At 64.9% G+C, this 15684-nt stretch carries 15 protein-coding genes; 12 read left to right on the top strand and 3 right to left on the bottom strand.

What is annotated here, in order from left to right; genetic code table 11:
• From B3587_RS15065 to B3587_RS15045, 5 genes are all read left to right on the top strand, one after another.
• Positions 1 to 1194 carry an IS256 family transposase gene (locus B3587_RS15065; RefSeq protein ID WP_348681417.1) on the top strand — a complete coding sequence of 398 codons (1194 nt, stop codon included), beginning with the start codon at positions 1 to 3 and terminating at the stop codon, positions 1192 to 1194.
• Positions 1195 to 1390: 196 nt separating this feature from the next.
• Positions 1391 to 1945 (top strand): hypothetical protein, encoded by a 555-nt coding sequence (locus tag B3587_RS15060; RefSeq protein WP_292730143.1) that lies wholly within the window; start codon positions 1391 to 1393, stop codon positions 1943 to 1945.
• A complete protein-coding gene (locus B3587_RS15055) occupies positions 1942 to 3756 on the top strand; it encodes a hypothetical protein (protein ID WP_195692254.1) in 1815 nt (604 codons plus the stop codon). Before B3587_RS15060 ends, B3587_RS15055 begins: the two co-directional genes overlap by 4 nt.
• Entirely contained in the window at positions 3753 to 5858 is a 2106-nt protein-coding gene (locus B3587_RS15050) for a hypothetical protein (protein ID WP_195692255.1), read from the top strand. Before B3587_RS15055 ends, B3587_RS15050 begins: the two co-directional genes overlap by 4 nt.
• Positions 5851 to 6267: a hypothetical protein gene (locus B3587_RS15045; RefSeq protein WP_195692256.1), complete on the top strand. Its 417-nt coding sequence runs from the start codon at positions 5851 to 5853 to the stop codon at positions 6265 to 6267. The genes B3587_RS15050 and B3587_RS15045 overlap by 8 nt, the downstream gene beginning before the upstream one ends.
• Positions 6268 to 6288: 21 nt before the next feature.
• On the opposite strand, the gene B3587_RS15040 is transcribed toward B3587_RS15045, so the two are convergent.
• A complete protein-coding gene (locus B3587_RS15040) occupies positions 6289 to 6930 on the bottom strand; it encodes an NYN domain-containing protein (protein WP_036295197.1) in 642 nt (213 codons plus the stop codon).
• Positions 6931 to 7143: 213 nt separating this feature from the next.
• Here B3587_RS15040 and B3587_RS15035 point away from each other — a divergent pair, with 213 nt between their 5' ends.
• The 7 genes from B3587_RS15035 to B3587_RS15005 all read left to right on the top strand — a co-directional run bounded on the left by B3587_RS15035 (position 7144) and on the right by B3587_RS15005 (position 12032).
• Positions 7144 to 7425 (top strand): helix-turn-helix domain-containing protein, encoded by a 282-nt coding sequence (locus tag B3587_RS15035; protein ID WP_036295200.1) that lies wholly within the window; start codon positions 7144 to 7146, stop codon positions 7423 to 7425.
• 72 nt (positions 7426 to 7497) lie between these two features.
• Positions 7498 to 7878, top strand: coding sequence for a hypothetical protein (locus tag B3587_RS15030; RefSeq protein WP_195692257.1), 381 nt, complete (start codon positions 7498 to 7500; stop codon positions 7876 to 7878).
• Positions 7879 to 7925: 47 nt separating this feature from the next.
• Positions 7926 to 8333, top strand: coding sequence for a hypothetical protein (locus tag B3587_RS15025; protein WP_195692258.1), 408 nt, complete (start codon positions 7926 to 7928; stop codon positions 8331 to 8333).
• Positions 8326 to 9135, top strand: coding sequence for a hypothetical protein (locus tag B3587_RS15020; RefSeq protein ID WP_195692259.1), 810 nt, complete (start codon positions 8326 to 8328; stop codon positions 9133 to 9135). The genes B3587_RS15025 and B3587_RS15020 overlap by 8 nt, the downstream gene beginning before the upstream one ends.
• 48 nt (positions 9136 to 9183) lie before the next feature.
• Complete coding sequence (locus B3587_RS15015; RefSeq protein ID WP_036294314.1) at positions 9184 to 9366, top strand: helix-turn-helix domain-containing protein; 183 nt, start codon at positions 9184 to 9186, stop codon at positions 9364 to 9366.
• A 70-nt stretch (positions 9367 to 9436) separates the two neighbouring features.
• Positions 9437 to 11212, top strand: a complete 1776-nt coding sequence (locus B3587_RS15010; RefSeq protein ID WP_292730119.1) for a DEAD/DEAH box helicase — start codon at positions 9437 to 9439, stop codon at positions 11210 to 11212.
• Positions 11163 to 12032: a hypothetical protein gene (locus tag B3587_RS15005; protein ID WP_292730116.1), complete on the top strand. Its 870-nt coding sequence runs from the start codon at positions 11163 to 11165 to the stop codon at positions 12030 to 12032. Before B3587_RS15010 ends, B3587_RS15005 begins: the two co-directional genes overlap by 50 nt.
• A 46-nt stretch (positions 12033 to 12078) precedes the next feature.
• Here B3587_RS15005 and B3587_RS15000 read toward each other — a convergent pair whose 3' ends face one another.
• Both B3587_RS15000 and B3587_RS14995 read right to left on the bottom strand, forming a co-directional pair.
• On the bottom strand, positions 12079 to 13884 hold the full coding sequence (locus B3587_RS15000) for an SIR2 family protein (protein WP_292730112.1): 1806 nt from the start codon (positions 13882 to 13884) through the stop codon (positions 12079 to 12081).
• Entirely contained in the window at positions 13881 to 15380 is a 1500-nt protein-coding gene (locus tag B3587_RS14995; protein ID WP_292730109.1) for a helix-turn-helix domain-containing protein, read from the bottom strand. The genes B3587_RS15000 and B3587_RS14995 overlap by 4 nt, the downstream gene beginning before the upstream one ends.
• Positions 15381 to 15684: the final 304 nt, after the last annotated feature.

Below are 15684 nucleotides of genomic sequence, written 5' to 3'. Positions count from 1 at the left end.
CTGAAACTCACCGATGTCACCGACCGGATCCGGGTCGCGACCGAGACGCTCTACCAGGAGCTGATCGATGCCGAGGCGACCGCGGTGATCGGCGCCGGCCCGTTCGAACGCACCGCCGCCCGAACCACCCAGCGCAACGGCTCCCGTCCGAGGACCCTGTCGACCACGGCTGGGGATCTGGAGCTGCGGATCCCGAAGCTGCGGCAGGGGACGTTCTTCCCGTCGCTGCTGGAGCGGCGCCGCCGGGTCGATCAGGCGCTGTTCGCGGTGGTGATGGAGGCCTACCTGCACGGCGTCTCGACCCGGAAGGTCGACGACCTGGTCAAGGCGCTCGGCGCGGACACCGGGATCTCGAAGTCCGAGGTGTCGAGAATCTGCGCCGATCTGGATGCTGAGGTCGCCGCGTTCCGCGATCGTGACCTGGCGCCGGTGGCCTACCCGTATGTGTTCCTGGACGCCACGTACTGCAAAGCGCGGGTGAACCACCGGGTCGTCTCCCAAGCGATCGTCGTCGCCGTTGGGGTCGCCGCTGACGGCCGCCGGGAGGTCCTCGGCTTCGACGTCGGCGACACCGAGAGTGAGCCGTTCTGGACCAGCTTCCTGCGCTCACTCAAGGCCCGTGGGCTGGCCGGCACGAAGCTGGTGATCTCTGACGCGCACACCGGGCTGAAGAAGGCAATCAGCACCGTGCTGCAGGGCGCTGCCTGGCAACGCTGCCGGGTGCACTTCATGCGCAACGTGCTGTCCGTGGTCCCGAAAGGCAGCCAGGACATGGTCGCCAGCGTGATCCGCACGATCTTCGCGCAACCCGACGCCAAGCATGTCATCGCCCAGTTCGACGAGGTCGCCCGCATGCTTGAGCGGTCCCACCCCAAGGTTGCCGCCATGCTCTGCGACGCCAAAGAGGACCTGCTGGCCTTCACCGGGTTCCCGCAAAAGCACTGGCGGCAGATCTGGTCCACCAACCCGCTGGAACGCGTCAACAAAGAGATCAAACGCCGCACCGACGTCGTCGGGGTGTTCCCCAACCCAGCCGCGCTGCTGCGCCTGGCCGGCGCGGTCCTGGTCGAGCAGCACGACGAGTGGGAAGCCGGCGACCGCCGCTACTTCTCCGAGCACTCCATGCGTGAACTCGACACCATGAACAGCGACCAAGTCGAGGAGGTGGTCATCCCCGAGCTCAGCGCGGCATAATCAACACAGCTGACCGCACGGTGTCGAGAAACTCCACCACTCAGCGGGACGTCACCGTCGACGCGTCCACGTCCCCCTCACGACGCTTCGGGCGGTCGATCTCTACCGGCAGACGGAGCGCCGAGCGGTCGTCCGCGCGTCAGCTGCCTCCCTCTGGCGACGCCGCTCCGAGCTGTTCGTCGTCGACGAGATCGACGTGTCGGCAGGCATCCTGCGAGGCCGGGTGAATGGGCGGCGATCGAGATGGCGGCTGCACCAGCTGCCTCCGCACCTGCGACGAATTGCCGTCATCGAGCGGGACCACGGGATGGAGGCGCTGGGGCTGTTCGTCGGTCGAGGCGGTTTGCCGATCAGCCGCAGGCAATGGCACGCGACGTTCGAGGCTGCAAGCGGGCGTGCTCTGAGGCTCGCTCAGGACGAGATGGGCGGTCGCCGTGCACGGATCACTCCGCACGATCTGCGCCACACTTTCGCTGTCGTGCTCCTGAAATCGCTGACCGATGTGGCGCTGGCCCGCGAGGCGGAGCGACGGGCAGGCAACGTGGGACCAGCCACGATCTCCGAGCACATCGCCATCAACCCGCGACTTACAGTGCAGCGGCTGCTGGGGCACTCGAACCCGGCGACGACCATGGTCTACCTGCGCTACATCGAGGACACCGATGCGCTCATCCAGGACGTATTCGAGAGCTGGAGCGACGAGGGCATGACATACGCGGACGCAGTCCTCGCTGATCGGAACGTCGCGTGACGAACATCGACCTCACCCCGCGGCAGATGCTGTTCGTTCTTCCGACCGCGAACGTCGATGGAACACTCGCCCCGCTCGACTTCGCACACCCCGTCCTTGCGGCTGAGCTCGCGGACGCGCTGATCGACATGCGTCGAGCCATGGGTCACACCGACGGCACCGCGTATCAGTACCGCCGGGCGCTGATGAGCCTTCTGCGCGGTCTACCTGACGCTTGCCCGCGAACTGTGAGTCTCGCAACGCCGGGACTCGCCCTCATCGACGCGTTGCACGCGTGGGAATCCGCGTTGGCCGGCAACTACCCGCCAGAGAGCGCGATCCCGTACAAGTACGGCAGACAGATCCGCGCTCTCGTCCGCGTCCACGCAGCGAACGGTCGTGACGTCAGCGACGCCACGCTCCGTTGGGCGCAGGCGCACGTGCTGCACCAGGGCGGCGACTCCACGCCGCTCGATGAGTTCTCGAACGCGGAGCGACTCGCGATTCGCAACGCCTGCCGCGCCCGAATCCGCGAATTGGAGGCTCGTCTGGCAGTCGGACGTCGGCTGCTCGCCAGCGCAGACGATCCCCGAAGCACAGGGTGGGAACGAAGCGCCGATGTCCTGTGGGGCATTCGCCATCTCGGACGACGTCCCGGAGCATCGATCGAGGCTGATGTCCTCCGCGCGTGCGCATCGGGTGTGCTCGACGACCTCCACGACGACTTCGCGCTCGAACAGTCACCGGTCCGCGCCAATGCCGGCCGGATCACGCGACGACTACTGACCCACCTCTATCCGTCCAGCGAGGACCTCGTTGCGTTTCGCACACTCCTGCAGTTGGAGAGTGGTGCGGCGCCGGAAGAGTGGTCGGACGTTCGACTCACAGACATCGAGCACACGACAGACTCGGTCCGCGTACGGCTCCACAAGGCGCGAGCCCACCGAACTCGAACCGTGCGATGCGCGATCACCGGGTCTCGCGATGGCACCGGGTGGAGAGCAGGGGATCTCATACTTCGCCTGATCGCTGTCACCGAGGCAGCTCGGGAGGAGGCAAAGGAGGTGGGCGGCTCCGACGCGGACGCCTTGTTCATCACCGTGCAGCGCACCGCGTCCAGGCATCTCGTCGCGCGCCAGGAGTCATTCTCGCGCCGCCCCTTCACGTCGCTTCTGATGGCGATCTCGCCCGAGATATCAAAGCCATACGATTCCCGCCGGCTACGCAAGACAGTGAAGAGTGTTCGTGCAGCAGTGCTCCGCAGCGCTGACGCCGCGGCGGGAGACGACCACAGCATCGCTGTCTACCAACGCCATTACGCGCAGTCGACAACCGTGCATGTTCTGGCCGGCAACGCAGTCAACGCGGCGCAGAGTCAGGTGTTCGATCGAGTACGAGGGCCGGTCTTCGTTCGTGCTGCGGCCAGCACCGTCGACGACGCAGCAGGCGACCTGGGTGCTGCCGCAGCCGCCGAGTTGGCCTCGAGCGCCACTGACCAGGGAATCAACGTGACTCAGTGCACGTCACCGTACGAATCGCCCTTCACGCCGGCGGGGCGGCTCTGCGAGCATCGGCCATCGATGTGCTTCGCGTGCCCGAACGCGATCGTGTTCGCAGATCACCTGCCGCGAGTCCTCGCGTACCGAGAGATTCTCCGCGGTCACGAGAACGAGATGCCCCCGGCCCAGTTCGCGGCGGTACACGGTCAGCAGTTGGTCAACGTCGAACGCATCCTCCACGAGTTCTCCCCGACGGAGATCGAGAACGCGCGGACGGCGTGCGAGACCGCCTCTGTCCATGTGCCGCTCACCCAGAGAGGAGTCCACCTGTGAGCGTCGATCGCGAGTACTCTGCCGAGCCGGTGTCGCTGTTCGCGAGCGACTACTGGGCGAGCGACACGGCGGTCATCTCAGATCGACACCTCGAACATGACTTCCCCATCCCCTTCTTCGGAGATGAGGATCGCTGGGACCTCAGCGCCCTGGGGTGGAACCCTGCTGCGGGCCGCCATTCCGCGGTGCTGTTGTTCGACTCGTTCATCGGTGAGTGGAACCTTCGTGCTCGCGAACTCGCAATGGCACTTCTCAACCCTGTGCATCCCGTGCTGCGCGGGCAGATGATCTATCTGCGAGCAACGCCCGCCCATGTGAAGACGATCCGTTCCAAGCTCGAGGGCCTGAAGCGGTTCGCCGCGTGGTACGCCGACAACCTCCCTGACACTCCACTCCGTGATCTCCATCAGTCGCACCTCGACGGCTTCCTCACTGAGGTCAAGACGATGGGGATCCCCTCCAGAACGCGACAAGCAGTCGATGCTGTTCGCGAACTGCACACCTACGCGGCAGTCCTCTCTGGCGGAGGCATCCCATTCCGTCCATGGGGAGATCTCCACACGATCGCGCTCAGCGGGCAGAAGTCCAGCGCCGAGCTGAGCACGCCGGTGATTCCACCGCAGGTGTGGTGGCCGCTCCTGCGGGCGTGTTGGCAGTACATCAACGTGTTCTCGCACGACATCTTTGCGGCCGCCGCGGAATGGTCGGCGCTCGACCGCCCCAAAGCCGAGCGCGTGAAGGTACGACACCCCGAGGACACGCTCGCGCGATGGATCGTAACGCCCGGAAATCGGGTGCCCCTGCATCGGATGACGTACGGCAGATTCCGCGAGGGCGAGATCCACTGGACACTTCTTTCCTTGCTCGTCTCCGATGGGCACAGCAAGCAGATGTTCTCCGAGTTGGACCGTCCTGACGTCCTCCGCCGACGTCAGGACATCGTCGACGCGATCGGCTCCGGCACGCTCGCGACCGCGCGCGGTGGGCTCGCCACAAAAGCGACGGCGATCGAACGCGCCGATGGATCCGTCGGTCCGTGGATCGACGGATTCGACCCGGCGACGATCCGAGTCCAACTGAAGCTCCTCCGCAACGCGTGCTACGTCTTCTGCGCGGCTCTCACGATGATGCGCGACTCGGAACTGCTGAGCATCAAGAAGGGAGCGCTCACCACTTCGTACGGGGCGCCCGCCGTCACCTCCCAGCTCCGGAAGGGTCGGCGTGGGACCCAGCGACGCAACTGGTGGATCATCGAACCCGTTGCGCAAGCAATCGCCGTCGCGGAACGACTTGCTCTCGGCGACGACGTCTTCAGCTCTGTTCGACGTGAACATCGAGCGCACGACGGAGCAGGTCGGTTCGATCGTCACAGCGAGCTGAAGCAGTTCATCTCTCAGCTCAATGGTCAATCCGCGGATGCCGGTCTCGAACCGATCCCCGCGTTCCAGCTTGCACCGCACATGTTCCGGCGGACGATGGCCGTGATCACCGCGCAACAGCCAGACGGCGAGATCGCCCTCGGCATCCAGCTCAAGCACGCAGCGCGACGCGCCGTCGCGAACGGCACGACCTCCGGGTACGCGAGCGAGACGCCGGAGTGGGCCGCGGAGTTCGAGCATGAGCTTCAGGAAGCTGTCGCGTCACGGTTGGTCGGCGCCTGGTCTTCTCACCAAGACCACGAGATGAGGCTCGCAGGCGCAGGCGCACAGCGCTTCCGAGACGAGCTCGAGAAGGTCGAGGCCGTCGCAAGCAACGAGGTCAAAGTCGGCGACGAGCGCACACTGCGCGCACTCCTGCGCGATCGCTTCAGCACGCTCCGATGGGGAACCGTCAACCACTGCCTCGGCATCCCTGAGCAGGCGGCGTGCTTGAAGGGGCTGCCCGCCGAAGCGGCCGCAGGAGGCGTCATGCCTAATCGCTGCCAACCCACCGCCTGCGGCAATTCCGTCGTCACCGAGGAGCACGCGCCGATCTGGATCGCGGAGGAACGCGACCTCGTCGCGAAGCTGCGCGACCGAAAGATGGCACCACACAATCGCGAACAACTCGAGACAGAACTTGAAGACGTTCGCCGTATCACGAGGAAGTTCACGGATGCCTGAGATCTCTGCCGCGACCGAACGCCGACTGCGCGACGCGATGGAGCGCCTGCTCACCGGCGCGGCGATCCGCACCGACGGACGCCTCATCAAGGAGAACCTCTATCGCGAAGCTGGCGTCAGCCGCGCCACCATGAACCGTGCGACTGCGGTCATGGATGAGTGGGCACGTCGCGTCGACGGGTCCCAGCCGCGAGATCGTGAGATCGAGTCGTTGCGAAGCTCGCTGGCCGATCGTGCAGCCCAGATCAAACAGCTCCGCGAGCGAGTGAGCAGCCTCGAAGCACAGCTGACGATCGCCGCGACCGCCATCGCCGAGCTGCACGTCGAGAACCAGTTGCTGCGTGGCGATGACCCGAGCCACAACGTCACTCCGATGAAGCGCCCGAACGCGGACTCACGCCGGGGATGACGGGCGCTGCTGCTGCTCGTGTCATCGCCACTTCGGAGGTCGGGTGTACGTGGTCGCGCCGACGGTGAAGCTCTCGGGCAGAAGAGCCTGGCGGATCTTGTCGCGACCGATCTGCGACGACGCGGGCATCAGCTGCTTGAGTTCGCTCGAGAACCGCTTGGGTGGGAAGGCGGCGCCGATGAACATGTGCGGGCGGAATTGTTTGGCCGCCCTGACCGCGGGCGCAAGATCGCTGTCGGCGCTGATGATCAGTGCCGAGTCCATCGCGTTCGCAGCGGCGTCGCCCACAAGAGCAACGGCGATGTTGACGTCGGTCTCCTTCTCCTCGTGCACCGTACGCGTTGCGCGACAGTTGAAGCACGTCACGGTCTTCGCTTGATATCGGCCCTGCGTGACGCTGAAGACGTTGGTGTGACGCGCAGCGACGGCTGCCTGATGGTAGGCCTGACGACTGGCCGCGCCCGCATCGCCCAGCACAGGTGCGGTGAAGTACTTCACCGCGACGATGTGGCTGCGTGGGCGCAGGCTCTGCGCGAGTGCGACGAAGTCGATCCAGAGCGTCGAGCGTCCGAACTTGTCGTGCATGCCGTGATAGAAGTTGAAGCCGTCGATGTAGACGATGAGGCGCTCGTGCGGCGGTCCAGGAACGGGTGAGGCTGACAACAGACGACTCCAAATCGGTGCACGAGGTGATCACCTTCCTACCAGCGATCGTGTGTATAGTGTGGATACACCCCGCCCGGTTGTTCATCCCAACCGTGGCCCGACGCCCTCCCTCGTGGAGGGCGTCTTTGTGTCCGAGCCGGGTTGTCGAGCCATCGAGATTGCCATACAGATTAGGCCTTACTGCAGAGGCCTACTCGTGACGCTTGATGGGTGCCTTCCCCCGCGACCTCGCCTGATGCGTGGGACCACTACGCTCGCGAGCTCGGCCAGAACATCCAGCGGGAACGAGCGCGTGTCGGATACAGCCAGGACCGTGTGGCGTACGAGTCCAACCTGAGCCGCTACACGTACCAGAAGCTCGAGAAGGGTGAGTCGAAGCCCGGAACTCCCGCGAATCCGACCGTCAAGACTCTGCTGGCGGTAGCTCAGGTGCTCGACGTTCAGCTCACCGACCTCTTGCCCAGCGTGACGCCCGACCTCACGATCCGCTGAGGCACTTCGGCGTTGCGGGTGACAGCCCGCGACTACCAGGAGAGGCCTAATCTGTATGGCATTCTGCACTGTATGGGCGCTGCGGAACTCAACCAGGAGTCGTTCGTCATGGCGGTGGAAGATCCCTACCTCACCGCCCTGATCGGAACGATCGAGGAGCCCGCCGGATCCAGCACCGCAGCCCAAGCCGGCAGGCTGACGATCGCATGGTGGGACACACATGGCACTGGGCCGTCGTGCGCCGAACTCTTGAACGCGATGTTCACGAGCATCGCGTGGGACGACGTCATCGAAGACCCGGGACGGACACTCCTCGAACGCCGTGAACAGACCGAGCTCATCCAGCGCTGGCTGATCAGCTACTGGACCCGACTGGGCGCGATCGCCTTCATCCCCGGACACGACGACGTCGTACGGCCGGGACGAATCTATCCCGAGCCGGAGACTGACTGATCCATCACCGCCTGATAGGTTGGCCGGTTCTACGTCGAGGAGGAAGCATGCGCGAGATCTCAATCGCAGGCCGTACGGTCACGGTCTCGCTCGTCGCGACCACGCACGGCGAGGATGGCGATATCCAGCGCTACCTCGTCGAGGTGTCGGGCTCGGACGCCGCGACCCACCTCTCGATTCTCCGCATGACCAGCGCAGTCGATGCACGCGCAATGGCGTCGGCGATCGAGACCGAGCTCCTGCTCGACTATCCGGGCAGTCGTGACGACGGAGTCCTCCGCGATCCGAGCGTTCGCGCCTGGCGCGACGAGCATCGGACCGCAATCGAGGCCGCTCTCGGTCAGCTGCGTGACGAGATCGCTGGGATGCCGCCGGAGCCGGTCAGCGACCTCGAACGAACGCTGCTTCGCGCCTTCGAGATGGATCCCGACGCCCCGGATCCTGGCGATGCGTGAGTACCCCTGGTTCGACTTCGACCAAGTCGACTTCGTGACCTCTGACACCCACTTCAGTCATGCCCGCATCAGCGAGCTCGCCGACCGTCCCTTCTCAACCGTCGCGGAGATGGATGCCGCGCTGATTGGCCGGTGGAACGACGTTGTCGCTCCTGACTCCGTCGTGCTGCACCTGGGAGATCTCGCGCTCGGAGCGATCGCTGAATCCCTTCCGCTCACCGCACACCTGCACGGACGCCGACTCCTCGTCCCCGGCAACCACGATCGTGTCTCGCCCGCGACGCAGTCGAAACGGGCGATCGAGCGATTCCTGCCCATGTACGAAGCGGCGGGCTGGGAGATCCTCCCAGAGGTCGTCGAGGGCACCCGCCGCGGGTACCGGATCATCGCTTCGCACTACCCCTACGCCGGCGACAGCCAGGAACAGGATCGACACACTTCGCATCGCCCGCGCTGGGACGACGGCATCCCGCTCATCCACGGGCACACCCACGCACGGGACCATGGCCCGAATGGGCATCAGTTCCACGTCGGCGTCGACGCCCACGACTTCTCACCAGTCCCGTTCAGCGTGATCGACGGCTGGATCCTGAGCCTGCCGGGAATCGAGACTCGGCTGCAGACAGCGGTCCGCGAGGCTCGAGAGGTCCTCGCCGACCTGGACGATACGCCCCCACTCAACATGGACTTGATGTTCTTCATGCAGGCGTACGACGAAATTCACATGCACCTCGAAGAGCTGCTGGCGGCCGTTGACGAAGTCGGGCACCTTAATGGCGACGAGGGCAAGGGGTCCCGATAGGATCGGCCATACCCGGATAAATCCGGTTCAATCCGCATGGGGGCGTGAATGTCCGAGCCGTGGCTCTCTGCCGACGACATCGCTGAGCACTTGGGCGTGACCAAGGACACGATCTACGCCTGGATCTCCGACAAGGGGATGCCGGCGCACAAGGTCGGGCGTCTGTGGAAGTTCCAGGCGAGCGAGGTCGACGACTGGGTACGCAGAGGGGACGCAGGATCTCCGGACTGACCCAGTCGGCCGCGATGTCGGCGGCACGACGTATCCTGATCGACTTGCCATTTTCCAGGGGAGGAACCACGTGGACGCACCTGCGGTGACGCTGGCATCGCTGCGCGCCGGGCAACGCCTGCGCGGTGTCCTGCCCGGGCAGCCGGTGACACTCGTCGGCGTGACACCGCTGGACGACGCGCTCGTCGAGATCTTCTTCCGCGATGACTCGGGTCGGACCGGCGAACGCACCATCACCGAGCTCGATGCCGGCAAGCTCGAACTAGTCACGGAGCTGGGTAACGCGCCCGCGTTCGACGGCGACCCTGATGAGTTCCGCCTCGCGGCCGAGGCGCTCCGCATCAAGTACGCCGCGCTCTACGACCCGATGGCGGCGGTGAATAGCTCGGACGTCGATCCGTTGCCGCATCAGATCCGCGCAGTGTACGAGGAACTCCTCCCGCGAATCCCGCTGCGGTTCCTCCTCGCTGATGACCCCGGCGCGGGCAAGACGATCATGGCCGGCCTCTACCTCAAGGAGCTCATCCTCCGCGCCGACTGCGAACGAGCGCTCATCGTCGCGCCCGGCGGCCTCGTGGAGCAGTGGCGGGAAGAGCTGTCGCAGAAATTCGACCTCTCGTTCGAGATCTTCAACCGTCAGATGGTCGACGACGCGCAGGGCCGCAATGTGTTCGACGAGCACCCGTTCCTCATCGCACGGATGGACCAACTCTCCCGCAGCGATGACCTGATCGAGCAGCTCTCCGACGTCACCTGGGACGCTGTCGTCGTCGATGAGGCGCATCGCATGTCCGCGCACTACTCGTCATGGGCGGGTCAAGTCGACGAGACGAAGCGGTTCCGGCTGGGGCGGCTGCTCGCCGAGACCGCGCACAACTTCCTCCTCATGACCGCGACCCCGCACGCAGGCAAGGAAGAAGACTTCCAGCTGTTCATGTCCTTGCTGGACCGCGACCGGTTCGAGGGCCAGTTCCGCGCCGGCGTGCACCGCACTGACACGCGCGGCCTGATGCGGCGCATGGTGAAGGAAGAGCTCCTCACCTTCGAGGGCAAGCCTCTGTTCCCCGAGCGTCGCGCGTACACGGTCGAGTACGAGCTGAGCGACCCCGAGCGTGAGCTATATGAGCTGGTGACCGGCTACGTGCGCACCGAGATGGGTCGTGCGGAACGGCTCGCGCAGGCGGGCGACAAGAAGCGCGGCAACAACGTGGGGTTCGCGCTCACCGTGCTGCAGCGACGCCTCGCCTCAAGTCCGGAGGCGATCCTCCGATCGCTCGAGCGACGCCAAGTGCGACTCGAGACCCGTCTGCGGGAATGGCAGCGCGCGACCGACGAGGCCCGCTACAGCACCTCCATGACTGCGTCTATTGACGAGTGGTCAACCGGCCGCGTCGCACTCGACTTCGAGGACGCCTCCGCTTCGGCGCCAAGCTTCAACCCCGACGAGTTCGATGACCTCGATGAAGAAATCTCCGAAGAAGAACGAGCACAGTTCGAGGCCCGTGTCGACCAGGTGGTCGACCTTGCCACTGCGGCCGAGTCGATCGGTGAACTCCGCGCTGAGATCGCGATCCTCGAAGACCTCATCCGCGTCGCGCGCCGCGTCCGGTTGCTGGATGACGACAAGAAGTGGGTGGAGCTGCGCACGATCCTCGACGACCAGCTACGCCTCCACCGTTCACCGCGCTCAGGGAGCCAGCGTGGATACCGCGCACGCGCTCGTCGATCCAGAAACCTCATCGCGGGAGTTGTTCTACGTGGCGATGACACGCGGCAGGCTCCGCAACCACGCCTACGTGGTCGTGCCCGACCCGCACGAGGTCGAGCCGCATCTCGACCAACCTGAGCCGCTGACCCTGATCGACCGGCTTGCCAAGGTGCTCGCGCGCAGCGACGCCGACCTCTCCGCGACCGAGACGCTGACGCTCGAGGTAGACCGTCACGCCTCGCTGTCCACGCTGCTGGCCGAACACGACGTGCTCGCCCGCGAAGCACAGATCGACCGCTGGGCGACGCTACTCGACGTCGCGCCGTTCCCCGAGAACGTGGCCGATGACGTGTTCACCAGCCCCTACTACGAGCACTTGGAGAGCGCACTCGCGCGTCACGAGGCAGCCGGCCACCTTGCAGCGGTCGCGCTCACCGCGCTCGCCCCGAGGCTCACGCCCGGCGAAGACCGGGCCGACCCCGCCGCGCAGCTCGCCTCCATGCTCGACCAAGCCACCCAGCAACTCCGGCCCGGCAAGCGAACCAGGGCACGAGTCGCCGGACTCATCCCCACGCCAGCCGAGCCGATCGCAGACGACATGCAGACCGCGCTCATCGAGCGGCACGCGCTCATCGAGGGCGCCGCACGCCAACTCCTGCACGACGCCCAAGAAGCGGGAGCCGCATGGGTGGCGCGGCTCGGCCATCCGAGTTCACGACCCGACGCGCGAGAGCGGTGGGAGGCGCACGCCGCCACGGTTGCGCTGTACCGCTACCGCTACGAGATCAACGGCACATCCCCGCTTGGTGAAGCCAAGGCCGTCACGACCGCCGATCAAGCAGTCGAACGTCGAGCAGCGCAGACCGCGCTTGCTCGGGCTCGACACATCGCCAGGCCCACTTATGACGAGGGTCGGCGAACGCGAGCGATCAGCATCCGAGGGCGGGAACTAGCGTGAGTATGGAACAACAGCGTTTAAGCGCCAATGTGGAAGGAGTGCCTGCTCAGCGCATGTTGTGGTACTTGAAGTTCTCCAGCACGCGGCGGTGGTCGATCAATCCCTGGTCGTAGCTGTCTTCACCACCGAGCAGACGCACCCACGGCCAGTCAGGGACGCGTTGCCCAGCGTCGCGAAACGCGATCTCTGCGAGCGGCACGTTCCGGTCGTCCCAGGACCAGCCTTGTTCGCCCACGTACTCGCCGGGCATCGCGCGGTAGGCCCCTGGATGGCTAGCGTTCGTGCGTTCATGGAGCAAGCTCATCCGGTACTCGTAGCCGTGGAAGGTGTCCTCATAGTCAGAGGGCTCGGGGATCAGTTCGTCGAAGATCGCGCGGACGTCGGCTTTGAGCAGGTGGCTCAACGGATAGGTCCAGCCATTGCCGCTGTTCCACCTGGGCAGCGCGTTCACCGAGTCCTTGTCGAGGACTCGGTAGGGGTGGATGACCTGGCAAGCAGGCAAACGAATCTTCATTCCCATATCGGCGGTGCCCATGACCTCGGTCGCGAGTTTGATCAGCAGGGCGTCTCGTCCTCGTCGTGTCGCCGCGACGCCGATGGCAGTATGCGCGATGAGCGCCGGGTAGAGCCGCGCTTGTTCGAGAAGTTGCTGAACGGGGACACCCCGGAGTCGCGTTGTGCTGGAATCGAGCAGGCGTTCGAGTACGTCCATCCAGAGTCGGTCATGGGCTCCATCCGGGTCGTGCCACGCGCCGGTCACAAGTAGCGCGCACAATTGTCGAGACTGTTCCCGATGTGCTTCCAGCACGTCTTGGAGAGCTGCTGCGTCGAGTCCGTCGATGGAAAGCGGCTGGTTCTTCACGCCCTCGATGACCTTGTCGGTTGCACCCATCACCAGGTCGTGCAGGTCGATGCGGTGTACAGGGTCGGGCAAGTAACGCTTCAAGCGTGTCACCGCCATCGCGGTCGTGAGCGGCGGCTCGGCGAGACGGTCGAGCACCTCCAGTGCGGAGGAAAGGTCGCTGAACATCTCGTCAGCTCCCGCGGTCGGGATCACAAGGCCCGAGCGCGTTGCAAGGAGCTTCTGCGCGTTGACGCCCTTCCCGCTTCGCGCATCCCAGTACAACGGATAACGACGGTTGGGCGTGGACTCGATGAGCCGAACCAGTGCGGTGTCCCACTCGGCTGACCATCCCGAGACAATGAGGCCGTACTCGTCGAAGACACGAGCGAGCAGCGTTACCCATTCGTCCGGGTACTGGTCGAGTTCGGCCGGAGTGTTCCGGGAACCGAGATCGAGATAATCCCCGTGGACCTTGATCACTGTGGCCGGCGCGTGGGCGAGCGGCTTCATGCCGTTGACTGCCTCCGGTCGCGCGATCACCTGCGGGGTGATCCCAACCGCATCAAGCGCCTGCTCCATGAGCCGGTCGAAGTTCGTTGTCACGATGACCTTCACCGATCCCCGCTTGACCAGCTCGGCGATCGCGAGGTGCCCCCTGCTCGGCGTCTTGACCCCTTGTTCTCGTTCTTCATCGGACGGCTCGAAGAAGTCTGCCAACAAGCCCTGCCTGGTCGCCGGGGTGGGTGCGAGCGCTTCAAGAAGCGACGAGTAACCGAGGGGTTCTCCGTGGTAATCGTGCCACCACTTCTCGGGGTCACTGGCGGCATCCTCAATCGATGCCGGGTCCTCGACGGCTGCGACCCGACGCACCAGCTCGGTCACGACACCCCATCCAGTAGGCACACCAGCGCCGGTGGACACGCCGGAGCCCAGGAGCAAGGCGTATACGCCGGGCTGTGCCTGCATCGACGTTGCGAGCATCGCCAGCGGTGACAAGGGGTTGCTCATGTGCCTTCTCCAAGATGGTTGCTGACGAATCGCTGCGCCACCTGTGGTAGTGACCACCAGTGCCCGCCGAAGCCAAACGATTCGCGCTCCGCGCTGGTGAATACTTGCGTCATCGCTTCGGCGATCTTGCGCTCGTCGGAGGTGGGGAACATTGCTGCACGCGCGTCCGGATCGCTGGCGACGACCTCGAATGCTGGATCAGACCGGTCCTGGTTCATCGCCGATGCGGCCGGGTACCCGCTTCCGTGATGCTGACCTTCTGCGGCCACGATCAGGCAGTACAAGACATCGAACTGGCAGAGGGAGTTGAAGAGCGCGTCGTCGTGGGCAAGGTCGCCGGGGTCGGGAACTGCGCTGTCGGGGACATCAGGACGCGTGGCCGGTTGCTCGCTCATCAGGACGCGCGCGGCAGAGATCATCATGCCGCCCTTGTCCTTTGGAAAGAGGTCCGCACGGCTTGCGTCGACTTGCCCGTGTCTGATCCAGGACGAGTAGATATACACGTCACCGTTGGTCGGGTACGGGCGAAGTGCCAGGTCGTGAACGATGGCCCACTGTCGAAGGCGGATGGCAAGGCTGCCAAGGACGTACGCGCGCGTGATGATGTCGAGTCGTGCGACGGCCTCTCCCTGACCGAGCTTGGCGTAGGCGTCGAAGAGGCTATCGATGGATTTCTCGGCAATGGCGTCGCACTCGAAGTACATCGCATGAGCGGTGAGGATAGTTATCTTGTCCAGAGCCGTGCGGCGCTCATCGGGGTTACTCACCAGCGCGGTGGCCTGTCCGAGAAACTGGCGCAGGCGGATGTCGCTGCCGGATTCTAAGTGCGACACCACCGCCTCGCCGAAAGCGTCGTCCGCCATCTCAACGGACAGCGGGACGGGAGCGGGGCCACCTCCGTTGGCCCGCATGGCAGTAGCTAGGTCGGCGATCAGCGAGTCGACGTGTGCGCGGGCTTCCTCGCGGAGCCGTTGGTCGCGGAGGCCCAGCAGATCGTTCCAGTGCGCGTGGCGAAGTGGAGTGTTCTTGGCCCCTTCGCGAACGAGAACGTCTCCCTCACGGAACACCACGACCTGCTTGCCGTTCTGCTCTTGGAATTGGCCCAGCTTGCTCATCGGCACCGGAAGCCCATCGCGGTGGTGCGGAAGGTAGATCAGGACGACCTCATGTCCATCGACCTCGTGAACCTGCGAGATCACATGGACCTCGCCTTCGATGTACTTCCTGATCGTGTCGCCCAACCGGGCACCGTCGAAGCGAGCTCGATCGGCCATAGTGCCGGTAGGCAGAGCCAAAGTGCCATCGTCTTCAACACCGACCAGGATGTAGCCGCCAGGTGGTCTGTTGATCATCGAGACCGCGTCCTTGACGAAGTTCAACTCGTCCCGCTTGGTCGTTAAGTCCAGTTCTGACTTGAATTCCAAGTGCGTCTGCTCGGACACCTGAAGCAACTCGACCAGCTTCTCCCGATCGGTCCGTCCGTCGACGACGATCAAGCTCCATCACCGCCGTCGCCGACACGACTGTCGGGAGAGGGCTGAAACCCGCGCCGCTGTGAACGACCGGGGGACGCCATGGCCTCCGACGGGCCTGCTTCCGGGCGCACCCGGAAGGGTGGTGATTGCCGCATGACTCTCCCTTCGTCAGCTTCGCTCGTCCAAGCACCTCCCGTGCGAACGCTCAGCGATCATGATCCAACTCTACGAGGCAGGTGGCACCGAACCCTGTTGCCGCGACGCTCTATCGGTGGCGCTCCCCGCCGGGACGTGCACCAGTCCCTGCACTCGGGCTGCGGGGCTC

The sequence above is a fragment of the Microbacterium sp. UBA837 genome (genome assembly GCF_002296025.1).
Lineage (GTDB): Bacteria > Actinomycetota > Actinomycetes > Actinomycetales > Microbacteriaceae > Microbacterium.
Note: the sequence above shows the minus strand (reverse complement) of the source record. Positions and strands in the feature narration are given on the sequence as shown.